21 protein-coding genes are annotated in these 18,782 nt (G+C 68.3%); 17 read left to right on the top strand and 4 right to left on the bottom strand.

The window, feature by feature from the left end; genetic code table 11:
- Positions 1-20: 20 nt before the first annotated feature.
- From QO207_RS19950 to QO207_RS19940, 3 genes are all read left to right on the top strand, one after another.
- Positions 21-1,016 (top strand): AraC family transcriptional regulator, encoded by a 996-nt coding sequence (locus QO207_RS19950; RefSeq protein ID WP_301534052.1) that lies wholly within the window; start codon positions 21-23, stop codon positions 1,014-1,016.
- A gap of 115 nt (positions 1,017-1,131) precedes the next feature.
- Entirely contained in the window at positions 1,132-2,517 is a 1,386-nt protein-coding gene (locus QO207_RS19945) for an FAD-binding oxidoreductase (RefSeq protein ID WP_301534051.1), read from the top strand.
- Positions 2,518-2,535: 18 nt separating this feature from the next.
- Positions 2,536-2,880, top strand: a complete 345-nt coding sequence (locus QO207_RS19940; RefSeq protein ID WP_301534050.1) for a cupin domain-containing protein — start codon at positions 2,536-2,538, stop codon at positions 2,878-2,880.
- Here QO207_RS19940 and QO207_RS19935 read toward each other — a convergent pair.
- Positions 2,870-4,354 (bottom strand): PucR family transcriptional regulator, encoded by a 1,485-nt coding sequence (locus tag QO207_RS19935; protein ID WP_301534049.1) that lies wholly within the window; start codon positions 4,352-4,354, stop codon positions 2,870-2,872. The two genes, QO207_RS19940 and QO207_RS19935, sit on opposite strands and share 11 nt — an antisense overlap.
- 233 nt (positions 4,355-4,587) lie before the next feature.
- Between QO207_RS19935 and QO207_RS19930 the strand changes: the two genes are divergently transcribed.
- The 4 genes from QO207_RS19930 to ykgO all read left to right on the top strand — a co-directional run bounded on the left by QO207_RS19930 (position 4,588) and on the right by ykgO (position 7,018).
- Positions 4,588-5,673 carry an ABC transporter substrate-binding protein gene (locus tag QO207_RS19930; protein WP_301534048.1) on the top strand — a complete coding sequence of 362 codons (1,086 nt, stop codon included), beginning with the start codon at positions 4,588-4,590 and terminating at the stop codon, positions 5,671-5,673.
- Positions 5,674-6,006: 333 nt separating this feature from the next.
- On the top strand, positions 6,007-6,492 hold the full coding sequence (locus QO207_RS19925; RefSeq protein WP_301534047.1) for a GFA family protein: 486 nt from the start codon (positions 6,007-6,009) through the stop codon (positions 6,490-6,492).
- A gap of 113 nt (positions 6,493-6,605) precedes the next feature.
- Positions 6,606-6,869 carry a type B 50S ribosomal protein L31 gene (locus tag QO207_RS19920; protein WP_301534046.1) on the top strand — a complete coding sequence of 88 codons (264 nt, stop codon included), beginning with the start codon at positions 6,606-6,608 and terminating at the stop codon, positions 6,867-6,869.
- On the top strand, positions 6,869-7,018 hold the full coding sequence (gene ykgO / locus QO207_RS19915) for a type B 50S ribosomal protein L36 (protein WP_301534045.1): 150 nt from the start codon (positions 6,869-6,871) through the stop codon (positions 7,016-7,018). The genes QO207_RS19920 and ykgO overlap by 1 nt, the downstream gene beginning before the upstream one ends.
- Before the next feature lie 6 nt (positions 7,019-7,024).
- Here ykgO and QO207_RS19910 read toward each other — a convergent pair whose 3' ends face one another.
- On the bottom strand, positions 7,025-7,816 hold the full coding sequence (locus QO207_RS19910) for a helix-turn-helix domain-containing protein (RefSeq protein WP_301534044.1): 792 nt from the start codon (positions 7,814-7,816) through the stop codon (positions 7,025-7,027).
- A 160-nt stretch (positions 7,817-7,976) separates the two neighbouring features.
- Here QO207_RS19910 and QO207_RS19905 point away from each other — a divergent pair, with 160 nt between their 5' ends.
- Positions 7,977-8,186 carry a ParD-like family protein gene (locus tag QO207_RS19905; RefSeq protein ID WP_184594641.1) on the top strand — a complete coding sequence of 70 codons (210 nt, stop codon included), beginning with the start codon at positions 7,977-7,979 and terminating at the stop codon, positions 8,184-8,186.
- Positions 8,183-8,941, top strand: coding sequence for a type I methionyl aminopeptidase (map, locus tag QO207_RS19900; RefSeq protein WP_301534043.1), 759 nt, complete (start codon positions 8,183-8,185; stop codon positions 8,939-8,941). Before QO207_RS19905 ends, map begins: the two co-directional genes overlap by 4 nt.
- Positions 8,942-8,956: 15 nt before the next feature.
- Here map and QO207_RS19895 read toward each other — a convergent pair whose 3' ends face one another.
- Positions 8,957-9,790, bottom strand: a complete 834-nt coding sequence (locus QO207_RS19895; RefSeq protein WP_301534042.1) for an oxidoreductase — start codon at positions 9,788-9,790, stop codon at positions 8,957-8,959.
- Between the two features lie 93 nt (positions 9,791-9,883).
- Here QO207_RS19895 and QO207_RS19890 point away from each other — a divergent pair, with 93 nt between their 5' ends.
- The gene (locus tag QO207_RS19890; protein WP_301534041.1) at positions 9,884-10,873 is read left to right on the top strand and encodes an AraC family transcriptional regulator; all 990 of its coding nucleotides are present in this window, start codon (positions 9,884-9,886) and stop codon (positions 10,871-10,873) included.
- 12 nt (positions 10,874-10,885) lie between these two features.
- Here QO207_RS19890 and QO207_RS19885 read toward each other — a convergent pair whose 3' ends face one another.
- A complete protein-coding gene (locus tag QO207_RS19885) occupies positions 10,886-11,794 on the bottom strand; it encodes a LysR substrate-binding domain-containing protein (RefSeq protein WP_301534040.1) in 909 nt (302 codons plus the stop codon).
- A 174-nt stretch (positions 11,795-11,968) separates the two neighbouring features.
- Here QO207_RS19885 and QO207_RS19880 point away from each other — a divergent pair, with 174 nt between their 5' ends.
- The 7 genes from QO207_RS19880 to QO207_RS19850 all read left to right on the top strand — a co-directional run bounded on the left by QO207_RS19880 (position 11,969) and on the right by QO207_RS19850 (position 18,712).
- Positions 11,969-13,267 (top strand): FAD-binding oxidoreductase, encoded by a 1,299-nt coding sequence (locus QO207_RS19880; RefSeq protein WP_301534039.1) that lies wholly within the window; start codon positions 11,969-11,971, stop codon positions 13,265-13,267.
- A gap of 83 nt (positions 13,268-13,350) precedes the next feature.
- Positions 13,351-14,457: a polyamine ABC transporter substrate-binding protein gene (locus tag QO207_RS19875; protein ID WP_301534038.1), complete on the top strand. Its 1,107-nt coding sequence runs from the start codon at positions 13,351-13,353 to the stop codon at positions 14,455-14,457.
- Positions 14,454-15,722, top strand: coding sequence for an FAD-binding oxidoreductase (locus tag QO207_RS19870; RefSeq protein ID WP_301534037.1), 1,269 nt, complete (start codon positions 14,454-14,456; stop codon positions 15,720-15,722). The genes QO207_RS19875 and QO207_RS19870 overlap by 4 nt, the downstream gene beginning before the upstream one ends.
- A gap of 37 nt (positions 15,723-15,759) precedes the next feature.
- The gene (locus tag QO207_RS19865; protein WP_301534036.1) at positions 15,760-16,659 is read left to right on the top strand and encodes a DMT family transporter; all 900 of its coding nucleotides are present in this window, start codon (positions 15,760-15,762) and stop codon (positions 16,657-16,659) included.
- A gap of 80 nt (positions 16,660-16,739) precedes the next feature.
- On the top strand, positions 16,740-17,150 hold the full coding sequence (locus QO207_RS19860; RefSeq protein WP_301534035.1) for a heme-binding protein: 411 nt from the start codon (positions 16,740-16,742) through the stop codon (positions 17,148-17,150).
- A 112-nt stretch (positions 17,151-17,262) separates the two neighbouring features.
- Positions 17,263-17,766: a sigma-70 family RNA polymerase sigma factor gene (locus QO207_RS19855; RefSeq protein ID WP_301534034.1), complete on the top strand. Its 504-nt coding sequence runs from the start codon at positions 17,263-17,265 to the stop codon at positions 17,764-17,766.
- A gap of 4 nt (positions 17,767-17,770) precedes the next feature.
- A complete protein-coding gene (locus QO207_RS19850; RefSeq protein WP_301534033.1) occupies positions 17,771-18,712 on the top strand; it encodes a FecR domain-containing protein in 942 nt (313 codons plus the stop codon).
- The last annotated feature ends 70 nt before the right edge of the window (positions 18,713-18,782 follow it).

Here is an 18,782-nt window from a genome sequence, read left to right as displayed (position 1 = left end):
CTACCTGGAGCCCTGCCGAAATGGACAGCGTGCGCGGAACCGCCCTCCTCCAGTTCGGCGAGCTGCTCGCCGAACGCGGCGCCTCGTTGCGCAGCCAGCTCTCGCCGCACCACATCGACCTCAACGTGGTCGGCAACTATGAACGCAAGTTCTCCTACCGCAGCCTCGTGCAGATCTTCGAAGGCAGCGCCCATGCCCTGGGCATGCCGGAACTCGGCCTGGAGCTGGCCAGCCGGCAGCAATCCAGCCTGCTCGGCCCGCTGCAGCACCTGGCGCAGACCGCCGCCACCGCCGGCGAAGGGCTCGCCGCGGTGGTGCGCTACATGCGCGTGTACAGCCCGTCGATCCTTTTCCACCTGGAGCGCCGCAACGACAGCACGCTGCTCTGCTTCGACAACGCCCTGCCGTGTATCGAGGACATTCCGCAGATAGTCGAGAAGTCCCTGCTGCACGGCCGCCTGCTGATCGCCGAACTGCTCGGCGCGCCGGTACAGCTGGCCAGCGTGCTGCTGCGCCACCAGCCCCAGGCCGAGCTGGCGGTGTACCGCCGCTACTTCGGCTGCCCGGTGCTGTTCGGCCAGGAACACAACGCCCTGGCCATCCACCAGCGCGACCTGCAGCGCCCCTGCGTGCGCCACGACCCGGTGCTGCACGGCATCGTCCGCTTCTACCTGGAAGCGCACACCGGCACGGACGAAAAGCTCGGCTTCGAAGTCGAGCGGCACATCCACGCGCTGCTGCCCAAGCAGCGCTGCAGCCTGGAGCAGGTGGCGCAGCTGCTCGACCTGCACCCGCGCACCCTGCAGCGACGCCTGGCCAGCGATGGCCTGGACTTCGAGGAACACGTCGACCGCATCCGCCGCCAGCGTGCCGAACAACTGCTCGGCCAGTCCGACCTGCCGATCAACCAGATCGCCCTGGAACTCGGCTACCGCCGCACCACCTCGTTCTGCCGCGCCCACCACCGCTGGTTCGGCATCGCGCCCATCGAGCACCGGCGGGCGCTGAAGGGCTGAGCCGCCATTCGTATTTTTGTATGAAAGGGTGCGTCAAATACTTAGGAATGCACGATAGGGCCGCAGGCCCATCCCCGCCAAAGTAAGCGCAAACAACAACCCATGGACCCCCACCATGAAGCGCTCCCTCTGGCTCCAGGAAATCGCCGACGAACTCACCCCCACCGAACCGCTGCGGGAACACCTCGATGCCGACGTCGCCATCATCGGCGGCGGCTTCGTCGGCCTGTGGACGGCCCTGCGCCTGCTGGAGCTGGACCCGACCTGCCGCATCGTGATCCTCGAACGGGATATCTGCGGCGGCGGCGCCTCGGGGCGCAACGGCGGCTTCGTGATGTCCTGGTGGCCGAAGATCAGCTCGCTGGTGGAACAGTGCGGCCAGGAAGAAGCGCTGCGCCTGGCCCGCGCCTCGGAGGCGAACATCGCCGAGATCGGCCAGTTCTGCGAGGAGCACGGCATCGACGCGCACTTCCGTCGTGGTGGCTGGCTGTGGACCGCCACCACTGCCGCCCAGCGCGGCTCCTGGAAGGGCGTGCAGCGCACCTGTGAAAGCCTGGGCGCCAACGTCTTCCGCACCCTGCCGGACAACGAGGTGGAACGTCGCGCCGGTTCGCGCCAGCACCTGGAAGGGGTGATCGAGGACAGCAACGCCACCGTGCAGCCCGCCCGCCTCGCCCGCGGCCTGCGCCGAGTCGCCCTGGAGAAGGGCGTGCGCATCTTCGAGAACACCCCGGTGGACGAAATCCAGCGCACCCAGCCGGCCGTTCTGCGCACGCCTTATGGCTCGGTCACCGCGCCGCGCGTGGTGCTCGCCACCAACGCTTGGGCCGCGCAGGTTCCGGAGCTGAGCCGCATGGTGCTGCCGGTCACCAGCACCATTGTCGCCACCCGACCAATGCCCGAGCGCCTGGAGCAGATCGGCTGGACCGGCGGCGAATCCATCACCGACTCGCAGCTGATGGTCGACTTCTACCGCACCACCCAGGACGGCCGCATCGCCTTCGGCAAGGGCACCGGGATGATCAATTACGCGAGCAGGATCGACGACAGCTTCGACGACAACCCGCGCCTGACCGAGGAAACCGAGCAGGACTTCCGCCGCACCTACCCCAACCTTGCCGACGAAGCCATCACCCACGCCTGGTGCGGCCCGATCGACCGCACCTACGACAGCATGCCGGTGTTCGGCCACCTCGACGGCGCGCCGCACATCTTCTACGGCATCGGCTGGAGCGGTAACGGCGTCGGCCCGACCCGCCTGGGCGGGCGCATCCTCGCCAGCCTGGTGCTGGGGCGCAACGACGAGTGGAGCCGCTGCGGCCTGGTCGGCCGCCAGCCCAAGCGTTTCCCGCCCGAGCCGGTGCGCTACGTCGGCGGCCTGATGGTGCGCGGTGCCGTGCAGCGCAAGGAACAGGCCGAAGCGCAGAACCGCAAGCCGTCGTGGATCGACCTGCGACTGGCCAAATTCGCCCCCGTGGGCCTGGAAGACAAGAGCGCCTGAGTGCGCAAGGAGACCGCCATGAACCAGCCGATCCACCTGCCCGATACCGCTCGCTTCGCCCTGCCCGCCGCCGTGCCGGCCAAGGAGCCGGTCGGCACACCCATCGCCGAAGCGGCCACCCATGCCGCCGAGGGCCAGGGCGGCCTGCTCACCGGGGTGTGGGAATGCACGCCGGGGCGCTTCCGCCGGCAGATCCTGCAGCGCGAGTTCAGCCACTTCATCAGCGGCCACGGCTTCTTCATCCCCGATGGTGGCGAGCCCATCGAGCTGCGCGCCGGCGACGCCATCCTCTTCCCGGAAAACTGCCAGGGCACCTGGGATATCCGCGAAACCCTGCGCAAGAGCTTCGTGATCATTCCCTGAGGTCGTTGCCCAACCCGGCGATCTGCGCCGCGCGCAGGGCGATCCAGAGGACGGCGACGTCCTCGGTGGAGTCCAGCGAGAGGCCGGTGATCTCCTCGATACGGCGGATACGATAGACCAGCGTCTGCCGGTGCACGCTGAGCCGCTCGGCGGTCTTCTGCCACGAGCGGTTCTGTTCCAGGAACACCTGCAGGGTCTGCTGCAGCTGGGCGCTGTGCTCGCCGTCGTAGTCGGCCAGCGCACCCAGCGCACGGCGATGCACCAGCAGCGCCTCCTCCAGGCTGGAAGGCAACCACAGCAGCTCGCCGGCAGCCCGCGCGTAATGCGCCAGCGGGCGGCTCGCCGAGGTGTGCGCCAAGGCCAGGCGCGCTTCGCGCAGGGCCTCGCTGGTACGCCCCGCATGCCCCAGCGGGTCGGACAGGCCCAGCGGACAACCCAGCACCTGCTGCACCGCCGGCGCCGATTCGGCATTCGCCAGCAGCAGGATCATCTCCTCGCCCTGGGCCCGCGCCAGCACCGCCACGCCCTGCAAATGCAGGCGCTGGTTCCAGCGCTCGGGCAACTCCTTCTGGCCACGGGCGATGGCGAACAGCGCTTTGCCCACCGGGTAGCCCATCGCGCTCAGGCGTTCATGGGCGGGCCGCTCGCTCAGGCGCTGCTGCAGCAGGTCATCCAGCAGCTCCCAGCCCTGGCGCAGCACGCGCTCCTGTTCGAGCTGCTGACGTTCCAGCTCGATGCCCAGCACCGCCGTGACGTGGTGCAGCAGGCCGTAATCGAGCAGGCCGCCGCACGCGAGAATCTTGCACGCCGGTATCGACGGCAGCGCCATGGACAGCGCGTCGCCCTCCTCCGACGCGTGCCGGGTCACCGTGGTCGCCGTGCTGCTGCGCTTGGCCAGGCGTTCGCACCACTCCTGCGGCAAGGGTTCCAGGCCCGGATGCCAGGGCTCCAGGGTCTGCGCGTCGAACAGGTAGAGGCGCGTGCGCAGGTCTGCCGCCAGGCGCTGCAGGAGAAACTCCAGGCCGTTGTTGCGCAGGGCCATGCGCGCGCTTTCGTAGATGCGCGTCACCGCGCTGCGGCGCTCCAGTTCTTCCTGCTTGCTGGTGTCGATGATCGCCCGCGCCACCGCGGAGAACGGCACCGACTTGTGGATCAGCAGCAAGGGGAAATCCAGCTGCCGGGCGGTGGCCAGCAGCGTCTCGATGTCCCTTGGCGCCTGCATGTTCTCGCCCAGCATGAGCCCGGCAACGCGCGCCGCAGCCAGGCGCTCGACGTACTCGCGCTGCGGCTTGGCACCCGCCGGAATGCCCATGCCGGTGGTCATCAGCAACTCGCCTTCGCCCAGCCACTGCGAAGGGTCGGGCAGCTCGCACACATGGGCCCAACGCAGCGTTCGCGTGACGTGGCTGGCGCCGCTGGCCAGGCGCGTAGCCAGGGCGGGATCGTCGAGAATGTCCTGGATCGAAATCGGCATGTTGTCTCCGGCAAACGGGCAGTCCCGCGACAAACGCAGGGCCGACAGAGCATCCCATCGGCCATCGGGAGTGGAATCCGTACAAAGGTATGAACCAGCCAGGGGTGTTTTGTAAATCCGTCTGATGTTTCGCCAGGCGAACCGGGCGGAGACTGCAGCACAGGCCGGCTCGCCACGAACGCCCGGCCCACTGCCTCACGCAGCCACAAAACGTCCCATCGGAGCCCATAACAATGCCAAAGTCTCTGAGCAGCGCCCTCGTTCTTTCCCTCGCCTGCCTTCCTCTTACCGGCCTCTCCGGCCTCGCCCTGGCCGACATCACCGTCGCCTCCCAGGGCGGCGCCAACAAGGCCGCGCAACAGAAAGCCTATTACGAGCCCTACAGCGCCCAGACGGGCAGCAAGATCATCGCCGACGAGTTCAACGGCGAGATGGCCAAGGTGAAGATCCAGGTCGACACCGGTAGCGTCACCTGGGACGTGGTGGAGCTGGAAATGCCGGAACTGACGCGCGCCTGCGACGAGGGCCTGCTGGAGGACCTGAGCAGCGACCCGGCCATCAGCGCGATGACCTCCAAGGTGGTCAAGGGCGCCATCCAGCCCTGCGGCGCCGGCATCTTCGTCTGGTCCACGGTGCTGGCCTACAACGCCGACAAGCTGAAGGTCGCCCCCACCGGCTGGGTCGACTTCTGGGACGTGAAGAAGTACCCGGGCAAGCGCGGCCTGCGCAAGAGCCCGATGTACACCCTGGAATACGCGCTGATGGCCGACGGCGTGCCGTACAAGGACATCTACAGCCTGCTCGCCACCCAGGAAGGCCAGGACCGCGCCTTCCGCAAGCTGGACGAGATCAAGCCGTACATCCAGTGGTGGGAAGCCGGTGCGCAGCCGCCGCAATACCTGATGTCCGGTGACGTGGTGATGAGCGCGGTGTACAACGGCCGCATCGCCGCGGTGCAGAACGAGAGCAACCTGAAGGTAGTGTGGGACGGCGGTATCTACGACATCGAGACCTACGCCATTCCCAAGGGCGCGAAGAACGCCGCCGAAGGCCGCAAGTTCATCGAGTTCGCCCTGCAGACCCAGCAGCAGAAGGCCTATTCCGACCACATCGCCTACGGCCCGGTAAACCTCGCCGCCGCCGCCGAGATCGCCCCGGCCCAGGCCCGCGACCTGCCCAGCGCGCCGGAGAACCTCAGCAAGCAACTGGCGATGGACGCCAGCTTCTGGGCCGACCACGGCGAGCAGCTGCAGCAGCGCTTCAATGCCTGGGCGGCGCGCAGAGGCCCGCTCACGCGTGCCCTCGAAGCCCACCACTGACGTGACGCTGTTCATTCACGTAAACGCCGCAGGCTCCTGTTAGGTCTGTGGCGTTTTTATTGCGCGATGTATCGGCCGCTTCCGGGAAGTCCGTGCTGGTGCTTCCCCTCACCCCAACCCTCTCCCGGAGGGAGAGGGGGCAGATTGTGCCGGCTGACGCTGAAGTTTCACCCTGCACCGTACGGTCCCCTCTCCCGCTTGAGGAGCGGGGCGCGCAGCCAGGGTTAGGGTGAGGGGCTCTTGCCTTGAGTAAGCGACATCAAGCTGTCGGCATGGCTGAATCCTTCACCCGCGCTACGGTCAACCCCCAGACACCCGTCCGGGAGAATCCCCATGCTGCTCGAAGGTTCCTGCCACTGCGGCGCCGTGCACTTCAGCCTGCACAGCGCCCATCCCTACCCCTACCAGCGCTGCTACTGCTCGATCTGCCGCAAGACCCAGGGTGGCGGTGGCTACGCCATCAACCTCGGCGGCGATGCCGCCAGCCTCAAGGTGCGCGGGCGCAAGCACATCAGCATCTACCACGCGAAGCTACGCGAACCCGGCCAGCGCACCCGCACCAGCGGCGCCGAGCGGCATTTCTGCAGCCTCTGCGGCAGCGGCCTGTGGCTGTATGACGCGCAGTGGCCGGAGCTGATCCACCCGTTCGCCTCGGCCATCGACACGCCGTTGCCGGTGCCGCCGGAACACACCCACCTGCTGCTGGATTCGAAAGCGGAGTGGGTCGAGGTACAGGCCGGGCCGCACGATCTGCAGTTCGACGGCTACCCGGAGGAGTCCATCGCGCAGTGGCACGAACGGCTGGGGCTGGAGCGCTGACAAGCCGGACTCGAGAGCGCCGCGCCGACCATTGATCGGCACCGTTGGGAATGAATCTCGTCTTTCCGGGAAGGATAATGTAATATTATTACATCACAGAAAGGAGATTCCCCATGAAACCCGGCATCCACCCCGACTATCGCCTGGTGCTCTTCCACGACACCACCGCCGATGCGTTCTTCCTCATCCGCTCCACCGTGCAGACGGACAAGACCTTCACCCACAGCGACGGCCAGACCTACCCCTACATGACCCTGGACGTCTCCAGCGCCTCGCACCCGGTGTATACCGGCGAGCAGCGCAAGACCAAGTCCGAGGGCCGCGTGGCTGGCTTCAACAAGCGCTTCGCCGGGTTTGCCGGCAACAAGGGCGCCTGATGAAAGTCCTCGCATCGCTGAAAACCGCCAAGCTGCGCCACCGCGATTGCCAGGTGGTGCGGCGCCGCGGGCGGGTCTACGTGATCTGCAAATCCAACCCGCGCTTCAAGTGCGTGCAGGGCCGGCCGAAGCCGAAGATCAAGCGCTGAGGCCGGCTAGGCCGTGCCCTCCTCGGCCACGCTCAGCGCGCGCAGGTAGGCGCTCGGCGCGCTGCCCAGGCAACGGCGGAACATGCTGGAAAAGGCGCTGGGACTATCGTAGCCCAGCTCCAGCGCCACCCGCGTCACCGGCGTGCCGGCAGCCAGGCGGGTGACCGCTGCGAGCAGGCAGGCCTGCTGGCGCCAGGCGCCGAACGACAACCCGGTCTGCTGGCGGAACAGCCGGCGGAAGGTCCGCGCGCTGCAGCTCAGCCGCGCGGCCCAGTCGTCCTCCAGCACGCCGATGCCCGGCTCGCGCATGAACTCGCGGCACAGCTCGGCCAGCCGCGCATCCCGCGGGAACGGCGCGAACAGCGGCAGGCTCGGCGCGCCGCGCAGCTCGTGGAGCAGCAGGCGCACCAGGTCGCCATCTCGGCCCTGCTCGTCATACGCGGCCGGCACCGTAGCGCTGGAGAGCAGCAACTGGTGCAGCAGCGGCGACACCACCACCGCCTCGCACAACGCGCTGTCGCGCACCGGCACATCCGGCTCGATGTACAGGCTGCGCGTGCTCACCCCGCGCATCAGCACGCGATGGCTCTTGCCCGGCGGAATCCACACGCCGCTGTAGGGCGGAATCACCCAGGCGCCGTCCTCGGTCTCGACCTCCATCAGGCCGCTCATGCCATAGAGGAACTGCGCCCGGCGGTGGGCGTGGGCGGTGAGCAGCTTGGCCAGCGGGTAATCGGTGGCAATGGCCAGCACCGGCCGGTCGGTGGCGTCGACGCTGTGCAGGGGGATGTTGATCATGGCGGGCTTCCGGCCGATCCAGACTGGTTCAGGCGGAACCCTTGCGTTCCGGCCAACCCGGCGATCATACCCCAGCGCAGTGGCGGGCGGTTTTGCATCGGCGGCCGGCATCCCATATGATCCATATATCTTTTGTTATGTTTCATATAGGAATCCACCCATGGGCATCATCAACCTCGATGACGAACTGCACGACCAGCTGCGCCGCGCCAGCTCGGTCAGCTGCCGCTCGGTGAACGCCCAGGCGGCGTTCTGGATCAGGATCGGCATGGCCTGCGAGCTGAACCCGACCCTGAGCTTCAACCAGATAGTCGCCCGCGAGTTGCAGGAAGCCGGGGTCAGCTATCCCCTGGCGGGAGCGGCGAAGTGATCAAGACTCCGGCCGAACTGGCGCTGATGGCGGAATCCGGGCGGCTGCTGGCGAAGGTCTTCGGCTTCGTCGACCAGTTGCCGCTGCAGGGCATGAGCACCCTGGAAGTGAACGATGCGGTGGAGCGCTACATAGTCGAAGAACTCGCCGCGCGCCCGGCCAGCAAGGGCCAGTACGGCTTTGCCTACGTGCTCAACTCCTCGCGCAACCAGGTGGTCTGCCACGGCGTGCCATCGCCGACGGAGCGCCTGGAGGACGGCGACATCGTCAACTTCGACATCACCCTGGAGAAGAACGGCTTCATCGCCGACTCCAGCAAGACCTACCTGATCGGCAACGTCGCCCCGGCGGCCAGGCGCCTGGTGGAAATCACCTACGAGGCCATGTGGCAAGGCATCCGCGCGGTGAAGCCCGGCGCGCGCCTGGGCGATGTCGGCCACGCCATCGAGCGGCACGCCCGCCAGCACGGCTACAGCGTGGTCGAGGACTACTGCGGCCACGGCATCGGCCGCGAGATGCACGAGGAGCCGCAGGTGCTGCACTTCGGCCGCCCGAACACCGGCCGGGTGCTGCGCGAGGGCATGGTGTTCACCATCGAGCCGATGCTCAACCAGGGCCACTCCGGGGTGAAGACCTTGAAGGATGAGTGGACCGTGGTCACCCTCGACGGCAAGCTCTCGGCGCAGTTCGAGCACACCGTGGCGGTCACCGCGACTGGCTTCGAAGTGCTCACCCTGCGCCCCGAAGAGCAATGATTCAGCAGCGCGGATTCAGCCGTCGGTGGAGAGGCTCAGGCCTTCCCAGCGAGTGATCTCCGCCTCCAGCGCGGCGAGCTTCTGCCGCACCAGCCCCACCGCGTCGCTACCCAGCAGCAGGTGGCTGGGCGGCTGTTCGGCGTCGATGGCCGCCAGCATCGCCTGCGCGGCTTTCTGCGGGTCGCCCAGCTGCTTGCCGCTCTTCTCCTGCCGCGCCTGGCGTACCGGGTCGAACAGCGCGTCGTAATCGGCGATGCAGCGCGGGCTGCGCACCATGGAGCGCCCCGCCCAGTCGGTGCGGAAGGAACCCGGCGCAACCGCCGTCACGGCGATGCCGAGGCCGGCCACCTCCTTGCCCAGTGTTTCGGAAATCCCCTCCAGCGCGAACTTGCTGCCGCAGTAGTAGGCGATGCCGGGCATGGTGATGTAGCCGCCCATGGAAGTGATGTTGAGGATGTGCCCGCGACGCCGCTGGCGCATGAACGGCAGCACCGCGCGGATCATCGCCACCGCGCCGAACACATTGACCTCGAACTGCCGGCGCATCTCTTCCAGCGGCGATTCTTCGAGGATGCCTTCGTGGCCATAGCCGGCGCTGTTCACCAGCACGTCGATGGCGCCGATGTCCGCTTCGATGGCCGCCACCAGCGGCTCGATGGCCGCGAGGTCGGTGACGTCGAGCAGGCGCGCAAAAATACGCCCCGGCGCCAGTTGCTCCAGCTCGGCGCGGGCCTGCTCGTTGCGGACGGTGCCGACTACTTGATGGCCGGCGGCCACAGCCTGCTCGGCCAGGGCGCGACCGAAGCCACTGCTGGCGCCGGTGATCAGAAGGGTTTTGCCTGAGGACATGAGAGTGACTCCATTGCGTCGGGAATGAGTGCACAATACTCATCACACCCAAGCATTCAGAGACCTGATCCGCTGACTTCATTGCCTGATTCTATGAAGACACCCCAACCTGCCACCGACAATACCCCGCCGCGCAGCGCCGAGCAGGAACGCCTGATCGCCCTGCTCGCCGCCCAGGCGCCGCAGGAGGGTTACAACCTCACCGCCCTGCCCGGCGTGCGCCTGCTGCGCTCGAACCGGCCGCTGGCGCGCACCCCGGTGCTCTACGATCCAGGCATCGTGATCGTCTGCCAGGGCCGCAAGCGCGGCTACTTCGGCGAGCAGGTCTACGTCTACGACGAGCAGCAGTACCTGGCGGTGGCCGTGCCGGTGCCCTTCACCATGGAGACCGATGCCACGGCCGAACAGCCGCTGCTGGCGATCTACCTGCACCTGGACTTCCAGCTGGCCGCCGAGCTGATGCTGCAGATCGACCAGCTGCGCAGCCCCGGCACTGGCCAGGACGCAGCCCCCGAAGAGGCGGCGCAGAGCCTGATGTCCAGCCCGATGGATGGGCCGGTGACGCAAGCAGTGCTGCGCCTGCTCGAAGCGCTGGGCGATCCGCTGGAGTCGGCGATCCTCGCGCCGGGCCTGCTGCGCGAGCTGTACTTCCGCGTGCTCACCGGCGCCCAGGGCAGCGCCATGCGCGCGGCGCTGGGCATGCGCGGGCGCTTCGGCAACATCGCCCGCGCGCTGCGCCACATCCACAGCGCCTACGCGCAGGCGCTGGACCTGCCGCAACTGGCCGCCGTGGCAGGCATGAGCGCGCCGTCCTTCCACAGCCACTTCAAGGCCATCACCCGCACCTCTCCCATGCAGTACGTGAAGTGCACCCGCCTGCACCAGGCGCGCCTGCTGATCGCCCGCCAGGGCATGACTGCCCAGGCCGCCAGCCTGGCGGTGGGTTATGCCAGCGCCTCGCAGTTCAACCGCGAGTTCAAGCGCCTGTTCGGCCGCTCGCCGCTGGCGGAGGCACGGCGCATGCGCGAGCACTTCGCTGTGCCGCCCGCGCAGGAGGCGGCGCAGTTCGTCTCCTCCCACTGAGCCTGTGCAGGTTCAGAAATCGAGGTTGTTGCGCTGCAGCTCGAACCAGTCCAGCACCGCCTGGCAGGCCGGGTGCGCGGCGCCGCTGTCACGCACCCAGAGGGCGTAGCGGCCGCCGGTCTTCAGCGCTGCGCCGAAGGGCACGATGAGGTCGCCGCGCTGCAGGGCGTCGTGGGCCAGCATGCGGTCGGTCATGGCCACGCCCATGCCACGGGTGGCGGCGTCCAGCGCCAGGTCGTCGAGGTTGAAGAGGATGTGCTTGAACTGCGTCGGCGGCGGGTCGCCCTGGGCGCGCAGCCACTGCGGCCACTCCAGGCGGCCGGTGGATGAGTGGATCAGCGCATGGCGGGCCAACTCGTCCAGCGAGCGCGGCGGCTCCTGGCCGTCGTTCAGGCGCGGCGCACACACCGGGATCAGGTACTCGTCGTACAGCGGAGTCAGTGCGCGGTCCTGCGGGTCGCTGCCGCTGGGCAGGTAGAGCACGTAGGCGTCGCAGTCGCCGCCGTCGTCCACCACTTCGCCGCCCACCGTCTCGATGGACAGGCACAGCTCCGGGTGCTCGGTATAGAACGAGCTGAGCCGGGGCAGCAGCCAGCGCACCGCCAGCGAGACGAAGATGCGGATGCGGAACGGCCGGTCCTGCACCGCCGGGGCCAGGCGCTCCTCCAGGCGCAGCAGCTCCCTGAGCATGTCCCGCGCCACCGCATAGACCTCGTGGCCGGCCTCGTTGAGCGCGACCTTGCGGCTGGTGCGGTCGAACAGCGGCACCCGGTAGTACTCCTCCAGCTGCTGCACCTGGCGGCTGATGGCGCTCTGGGTCAGGTGCAACTGGCGCGCGGCGGCGGTGAAGCTGCCGGCCTCGGCGACCTGCACCAGGGCCTGCAAGGCCTGCAGGGAGGGAACGCGAAGCAGTTTGTCCATGCGAGTCGTCCGGGTGCCTGACCGTGCAGCGATCTATGCGAGATGGGAATGGAAGGATGAAAAATGAGCGTTGGCTGATCGCGCTCAACTCCCCGTAGATTCTGGCCATGACGCGCCAACGGGGAAATACCCCTGGATACATCCGGCGCATGGATTGTGAAGGAGTGCCGGGCAATGAACAATCACTGCGGCTGGATCGCCCTGGCGGGCGAACTGCCTGAGCGCGAGTCCCTCGGCGGGACCCAGCGGGCGGACTGGCTGATCATCGGTGGCGGCATCACCGGGCTGTCCGCCGCGCACACGCTGGCGGCGCGTTTCCCGCAACAACGCGTGGTGCTGCTGGAGCGCCAGCGCATCGCCCAGGGCGCCTCGGCGCGCAACTCCGGCTTCGTCGTCGCCCATGAAATGCCGGCACCTGCCGAACGTCTCGGTCAACCCGGCCACGCCGCCTACCAGGTGTCTACGCGGGTCAGCGTCGCTGCCGCCGAGGAAGTCCGCCAGCGCGTCGCCCAACTGGGTATCGACTGCGAGCTGTACGAGGACGGCTACCACTTCGCCGCGCACCGCGCCGAGCACCTGGAAGACATCGACGGCATCATCGCCACCCTCGCCGCGGTTGGCGCCAGCGCGCGCTATTACGAAGGTTCGGCGCTGCAGCAGCGCCTGGGCAGCGAGTTCTATGCGCGGGCCATCCACTGCGCGGGCGGCAACGCCCTGCTGCAACCGGCGCGCTACGTGAAGGGCCTGGCCGCGAGCCTGCCCAACTCGGTGGACGTATTCGAGAACAGCGGCGTGACCGACCTGCGCCGCAGCGGCCAGGGCTGGGTCGCGCGCACCGCGCAGGGCGAGGTGCAGGCGCCACAGGTACTGGTCTGCCTGGGTGCCTTCATCGCCCGCGCCGGCCTGCGCGACAGCGGCGCCTTCCCGCTGGAGCTGAGCGCGAGCATCACCCGCCCGCTGGACGAGCCGCACTGGCAGAGCCTGTTCGGCGAGCGCCAGTGGGGCGTGCTCGCGCCCCTGCCCGGCGGCGGCACCGTGCGCCTGCTGCCGGGGCGCCGGCTGCTGATGCGCAACACCGTCGAGTACCGTCATCGCGACCTCGACAACGCCGCCCTCGCCGAGCGCCGCCAGCGCCATTTCGCCGGCCTGCAGAAGCGTTTCCCGGGCCTGGTCGAGGCCGACATCGCCTACAGCTGGACCGGCCACCTCAGCGGCACGCGCTCCGGCGAGCCGTACTTCGCCCGCGTCGACCAGGGGCTGCACGCCGTGGCCGGTTGCAACGGCTCGGGCGTCGCCCGCGGCACCCTGTGGGGCCGCCTGCTGGTGGAAATGGCCAGCGGCGGCAGCTCGCCGGTACTGAGCGATGTGCTGGCCCATGCCAACCCCGGCTACCTGCCGCCCAGCCCGTTCTTCGATATCGGCGCCTCGCTGCGCATGGCCTGGGAAGTGCGCCGCGCGCGCGCCGAGGCCTGACAAACCGTTTACCCACGCAAACGATCCATCACGACAATCCGCCAAAAAAAACCATCTCCAAGAACAAAAAATCCGAGGGCAGCATGATCAATCGTTCCAAGACCCTGGCCAGCTTCACCCTGGCCGGCCTCGCGCTTGCGGCAGGCAGCGGTTCCGTCCATGCGGCGCAGACCGTCACCATCGCCAACTGGAGCAGCTACATCGCCGACGACACCCTGGCCAACTTCACCAGGCAGACCGGCATCCAGACCACCTACGACCTGGTGGACAGCAACGAGACCACCGAAGCCAAGCTGATGACCGGCGCCAGCGGCTACGACCTGGCCAGCCCGTCCAACCACTTCCTGCCGCGGCTGATCAAGGCTGGCGCCATCCAGGAGCTGGACAAGAGCAAGCTGCCGCACTGGAACAACCTCGACCCGAAGCTGATGAAGATCCTCGAAACCAGCGATCCGGGTAACCGCTACGCCATCCCCTACCTGTGGGTGACCGTGGGCATCGGCTACAACGAGGACAAGATCAAGGCCATCTTCGGCAACACCGACGTGACCCGCAGCTGGCAGCTGCTGTTCGACCCGAAGAACGCCGAGAAGCTCGCACAGTGCGGTATCGCGGTGATCGACAACGCCACCCAGATGGTCCCCATCACCCTCAAGGTGCTCGGCCGCGACGCGGCCAGCCAGAACCCGGACGACTTCAAGGCCGCCGAGGCGGCGCTGCAGGCCGTGCGCCCGTCGATCCGCTACTTCCACCAGTCCAAGTACGTCAGCGACCTGGCCAACGGCAACATCTGCGTCGCCATCGGCTTCAGCGGCGACGTGCTGCAGGCCATGACCACCGCCCAGCAGGCCGGCAACGGCGTGAAGATCAACTACAGCCTGCCGCGCGAAGGCAGCACCATCGCGGTRGACACCGTGGTCATTCCCAAGGGCRCGCCGCACCTGGACAACGCCTACGCCTACATGGACTACCTGCTGCAACCCGAAGTGATCGCCAACATCAGCAACGCCGTGCAGTACCCCAACGGCAACGCCGCCGCGACCCAGTACGTGAAGCCCGAGCTGCGCAGCAACCCGGCCGTCTACCCGCCGCAGGAAGTGCTCGACACCCTGTTCCCGATCAAGACCCTGTCGCCCTCCGGCATGCGCATGAGCACCCGCCTGTGGACCCGCGTGATGAGCGGCAAATGACCCACGCCCACGACACGCGCCGCCACGCCCTGATGGTCGGCGCCGGCGTGGTCGGCCTGGCCAGCGCGCTGCAACTGCAGCGCGCTGGCCTGCGCGTGACCCTGCTGGACCGCAACCCGCCGGGCCTGGCCACCTCCTTCGGCAATGCCTGCACCTTCGCTACCTACTCGGTGGAGCCGGTGGCGACCCCCGGCATCTGGCGCAAGGCGCCGGGCATGCTGCTGCGCCCGGACAGCCCGCTGGCGATCCGCCCGGCCTACCTGCCGCGCATCGCACCCTGGCTGCTGCAGTTCCTCGCGGCCTCGCGGCGCGAGCGGGTGGAAGCCATCGGCCACGACCTCAACACCCTGCTGCGCCCGTGCATGGGCGCCTGGCAGAAGCTGTTCGACGACGCCGGCGCCAACGACCTGATCCGCCACGACGGTTCGCTGTACATCTTCGAAAGCCACGAGCGCGGCGACGCCGAGGCCATGGTGGATTACCACCGGCGCTTCGAGGTGCCGATCCGCCTCGTCGAAGGCCCCGAGCTGCGCGAACTGGAACCGGCACTCAACGCCCGCGCCAGCTGCGCAGTGGAGCTGCCGGGGGTGAGCCGCACGCTCGACCCTTACGCGCTGAGCCTGCGCCTGTTCGAGCGCTTCCTCGCCATGGGCGGCGAATTCCGCCGTGGCGAGCTGCTGGGCATCGAGCCGGCCGGCTCGGGGCGCGATGCGGTGCTCGCACAACTGGCGACCGGCGAGCGCTTGGCCGCCGACCGCGTGGCGCTGTGCACCGGCGCCTGGTCGCGCACCCTGGTGGAGCAGCTCGGCGATGCCGTGCCGCAGGACACCGAGCGCGGCTACCACGTGCTCTTCGGCCATGCCGGGCAAGTGCTCAACCGCCCGGTCTGCTGGGGCGCCGGTGGCTTCTACATGACGCCCATGGCCCAGGGCCTGCGCATCGCCGGCACGGTGGAATTCGCCGGGCTGGACGCGCTGCCGAGCCCGGCGCGCTACCGCTATCTGACCCGTGGCGCGCGGCGCTTCCTGCGCCTGCAACACGAGCCGGTATCGCAGTGGATGGGCTTCCGCTCCTCGGTACCGGACAGCATGCCGGTGCTCGGCCCGTCACGGCGGCTGCCACAGGTCTTCTACAACTTCGGCCACGGCCACATCGGCCTGACCCTTGGCGCGATCACCGGCCAGCTGCTCGCCGAGCAGGCCAGCGACCAGGTCACCAGCGTACCGGTGACACCCTTCCTCGCCCGTCGCTTCGGCTCGCTCTGAAGTACCGGCTTTCACCCCAACAGAAGGAGAACACGACATGCCCCAGCTGACCCTCGCCGTCCCCCGCAGCCATGTCTTGCGCAGCGTCGGCCTGATGCTGTTGTCGATGTTCTGCTTCGCCGTGGTGGATGCCCTGGCCAAGGTGGTAGCACTGAAGTACCCGGCCAACGAGGTGACCTTCTTCCGCATGGCCTTCGGCGTGCTGCCGGCCTTCCTCCTCTGCCTGCGCGGGCGACCGCTGGCGCAGCGCTGGCGGCAGCTCGACGTGCGCGGGCAGAGCATCCGTGCAGTGACGTTGCTCGGCTCCTCGGCGCTGTTCTTCGCCGGCCTGCCGTACATGGCGCTGAGCGAGGCCATCTCCATCGCCTACTCCGAGGCGCTGCTGGTGATCGTGCTGGCGCCGCTGTTGCTGGGTGAACGCCTGCTGCCGCGCAATGCTCTGGCGGCGGTGCTCGGCTTCCTCGGCGTGCTGATGGTGGTCAAGCCGGACAACGCCGACGCCAGCCTGCTCGGCCCGGCGCTGCTGGTGGCCAGCGCCTTCTTCGGCGCGCTGTCGATGATCCAGATTCGGCGCATCCGCGCCAGCGACGACTCCACCACCACGGTGCTGTATTTCACCGTGGTCGGCACCCTGGTCACCGGCGCCACGCTGCCGTTTTCCTGGAGCACACCGAGCCTGCCGGACCTCGGCCTGATGCTCGCCCTCGGCCTGCTCGCCACCTTCGGCCAGCTGCTGTTCACCATCGCCGTGCGCCGCGCCCACGCCGCCACACTGGCGCCTTACACCTACACCAGCATCATCTGGGCGAGCCTGTTCGGCTACGTGATCTGGGGCGAAGTGCTGAGCCTGCTGTCGCTGGTCGGCATCCTGCTGATCGTCGGCAGTGCCGTGGTGGTAGCGGTGCTGGAGCAGCCGCCGGAAGGCTCGGTGGTCTGATTCCCCTGTACTCCCGTCCGGCGCCGCGCGCCGCTTCACAAGACCCGCGGCGCCCGGCGCCGCATCCACAGAGAGCTTCCATGCAACACAAAGCCGTACTCGACCAACTCGACGTCAAGCGCATCCTCGCCGCCGCCACCGACGAAGCCCGGCGCCAGGGCTGGGCCGTGACCATTGCCGTGGCCGACGACGGCGGCCACCCGCTGGCGCTGCTGCGCCTGGACGGCTGCGCCCAGGCCAGCGCCTATATCGCCACGGAAAAGGCCCGCAGCGCCGCCCTCGGCCGCCGCGAAACCCGCGACTACGAAAACATGGTCAACGACGGCCGCACGGCCTTCCTCAGCGCCCCGCTGCTGACCTCGCTGGAAGGTGGCGTGCCGATCCTGGTGGACGGCCAGGTGGTCGGCGCGGTGGGCGTCTCCGGCGTGCGCGCGGAGCAGGATGCGCGGGTGGCCAAGGCGGGTATCGCCGGGTTGCGGGCCACGCCATGAGGCGATGAACCCAGGCACAGGCGTGCCAGCGGGAGAATCGAAGACAGCAGTCGCGCGGCAGGCTACAAATGCGATAGATTATCATTTATCACATCAGCACTCCGCGCCTTCCATGACCGACGCCATCAGCCAGCAGGCCCTGCACCAACTCTACAGTGACCATCACGGCTGGCTGCAGCAGTGGCTGCGGCGCAAGCTCGGCTGCCGCGAACAGGCGGCGGACCTGGCGCAGGACACCTTCATCCGCCTCATCACCCAGCGCAAGCAGCTGGAGCTGCGCCAGCCGCGCGCCTACCTGACCACGGTGGCGCGCAGCCTGGTGGTCGACCACTACCGCCGGCGGACCCTGGAACAGGCCTACCTGGAAACCCTCGCGGCCCTGCCCGAGCCGCTGGAAATTTCCCCGCAGACCCGCTGCATCATCCTGCAGACGCTGATGGAGATCGACGCCCTGCTCGACGGCATGGCCGCGCGCACTCGGGAAATCTTCCTCATGGCCCAGCTCGACGGCCTGAGCTTCGTCGAGATCGGCAAGCGCCTGAGCCTCTCCGCCAACTCGGTGCGCAAGCATTTCGTCCGGGCAATGACCCACTGCCTCGTGCTGCTGGACGACTGAACCGATGTCCTCCGCCCTCGACCTGAAGACCCTCGAAGCCGCCGCCCACTGGTACGTCACCCTCGCCGAGCAGGGCGAGGCCGCCCGCGAAGCCCACAGCCACTGGCTGGCCAGCGACCCGCGGCACGCCCAGGCCTGGGCGCGGGTGGAACGCCTGCAGGCGAAACTCGGCCGGGTCACAGCGGACATCGCCCGACCGACCCTGCAGAATTCGCGCATCAAGCGCCGCGCGGCGCTCAAGGTGCTTTCCGTGCTGCTCGCTGCCGGCGGCGCGACGCTGCTCGGCACTCGCTACGGCCCAACGCGCGACGCCCTGGCCGACTACCGCACCAGCACCGGAGAAACCCGCGACGTCGAGCTGCCCGATGGCAGCCGCCTGACCCTGAATACCCGCACCGCCGTCGACCTGAAGTACGACAGCGCCCTGCGACGGCTCGATCTGCGCGAAGGTGAAGTGCTGATCCAGACCGCGCCGGACAGCCTTTCCCGCCCCTTCGTCGTGCATACGCCGTACGGCAGCGTGCGCGCCCTCGGCACGCGCTTCCTGGTTCGCAGCGACGACAACGGGGCGCGAGTCGGCGTGCTGCAGCATGCGGTGGAGGTTCGCCCGCGCGACGCCCACCAGCGGGTCACACGGGTCGAGGCCGGGCAACAGCTGAACTTCAGCGCAGCAACCCTAAGCCAGCCCGGACCACTGCCGCGCGGGGCGGACGCCTGGGCGCGCGGGCAGCTGCTGGTCGACGACTGGCGGCTGGAGGACTTCATCGCCGAGCTGTCGCGCTACCACCCCGGCTATCTGGGCTGCGCCGCCGATGCCGGCGCGTTGCGCATCTCCGGGGCCTTCCAGCTGCACGAGATCGATACCGTGCTGGACAACCTCAGCGGCACGCTGCCAGTGCGTACGCGGCGCCTGACGCGCTGGTGGGCACGGGTGGAAAGACGCTGATCCGCCGCCACCGATCAGAGCGGCGTGACCGAAAGCGAAATCCCCGGGAGAAAAAATAATTCCGCGAGGT

Origin of the sequence: Pseudomonas sp. CAN1, from assembly GCF_030462585.1 — a bacterium.
Taxonomy (GTDB): Bacteria; Pseudomonadota; Gammaproteobacteria; order Pseudomonadales; family Pseudomonadaceae; genus Pseudomonas.
The sequence above is the reverse complement of the archived record's forward strand: the minus strand, read 5'-3'. Positions and strand labels throughout refer to the sequence as shown.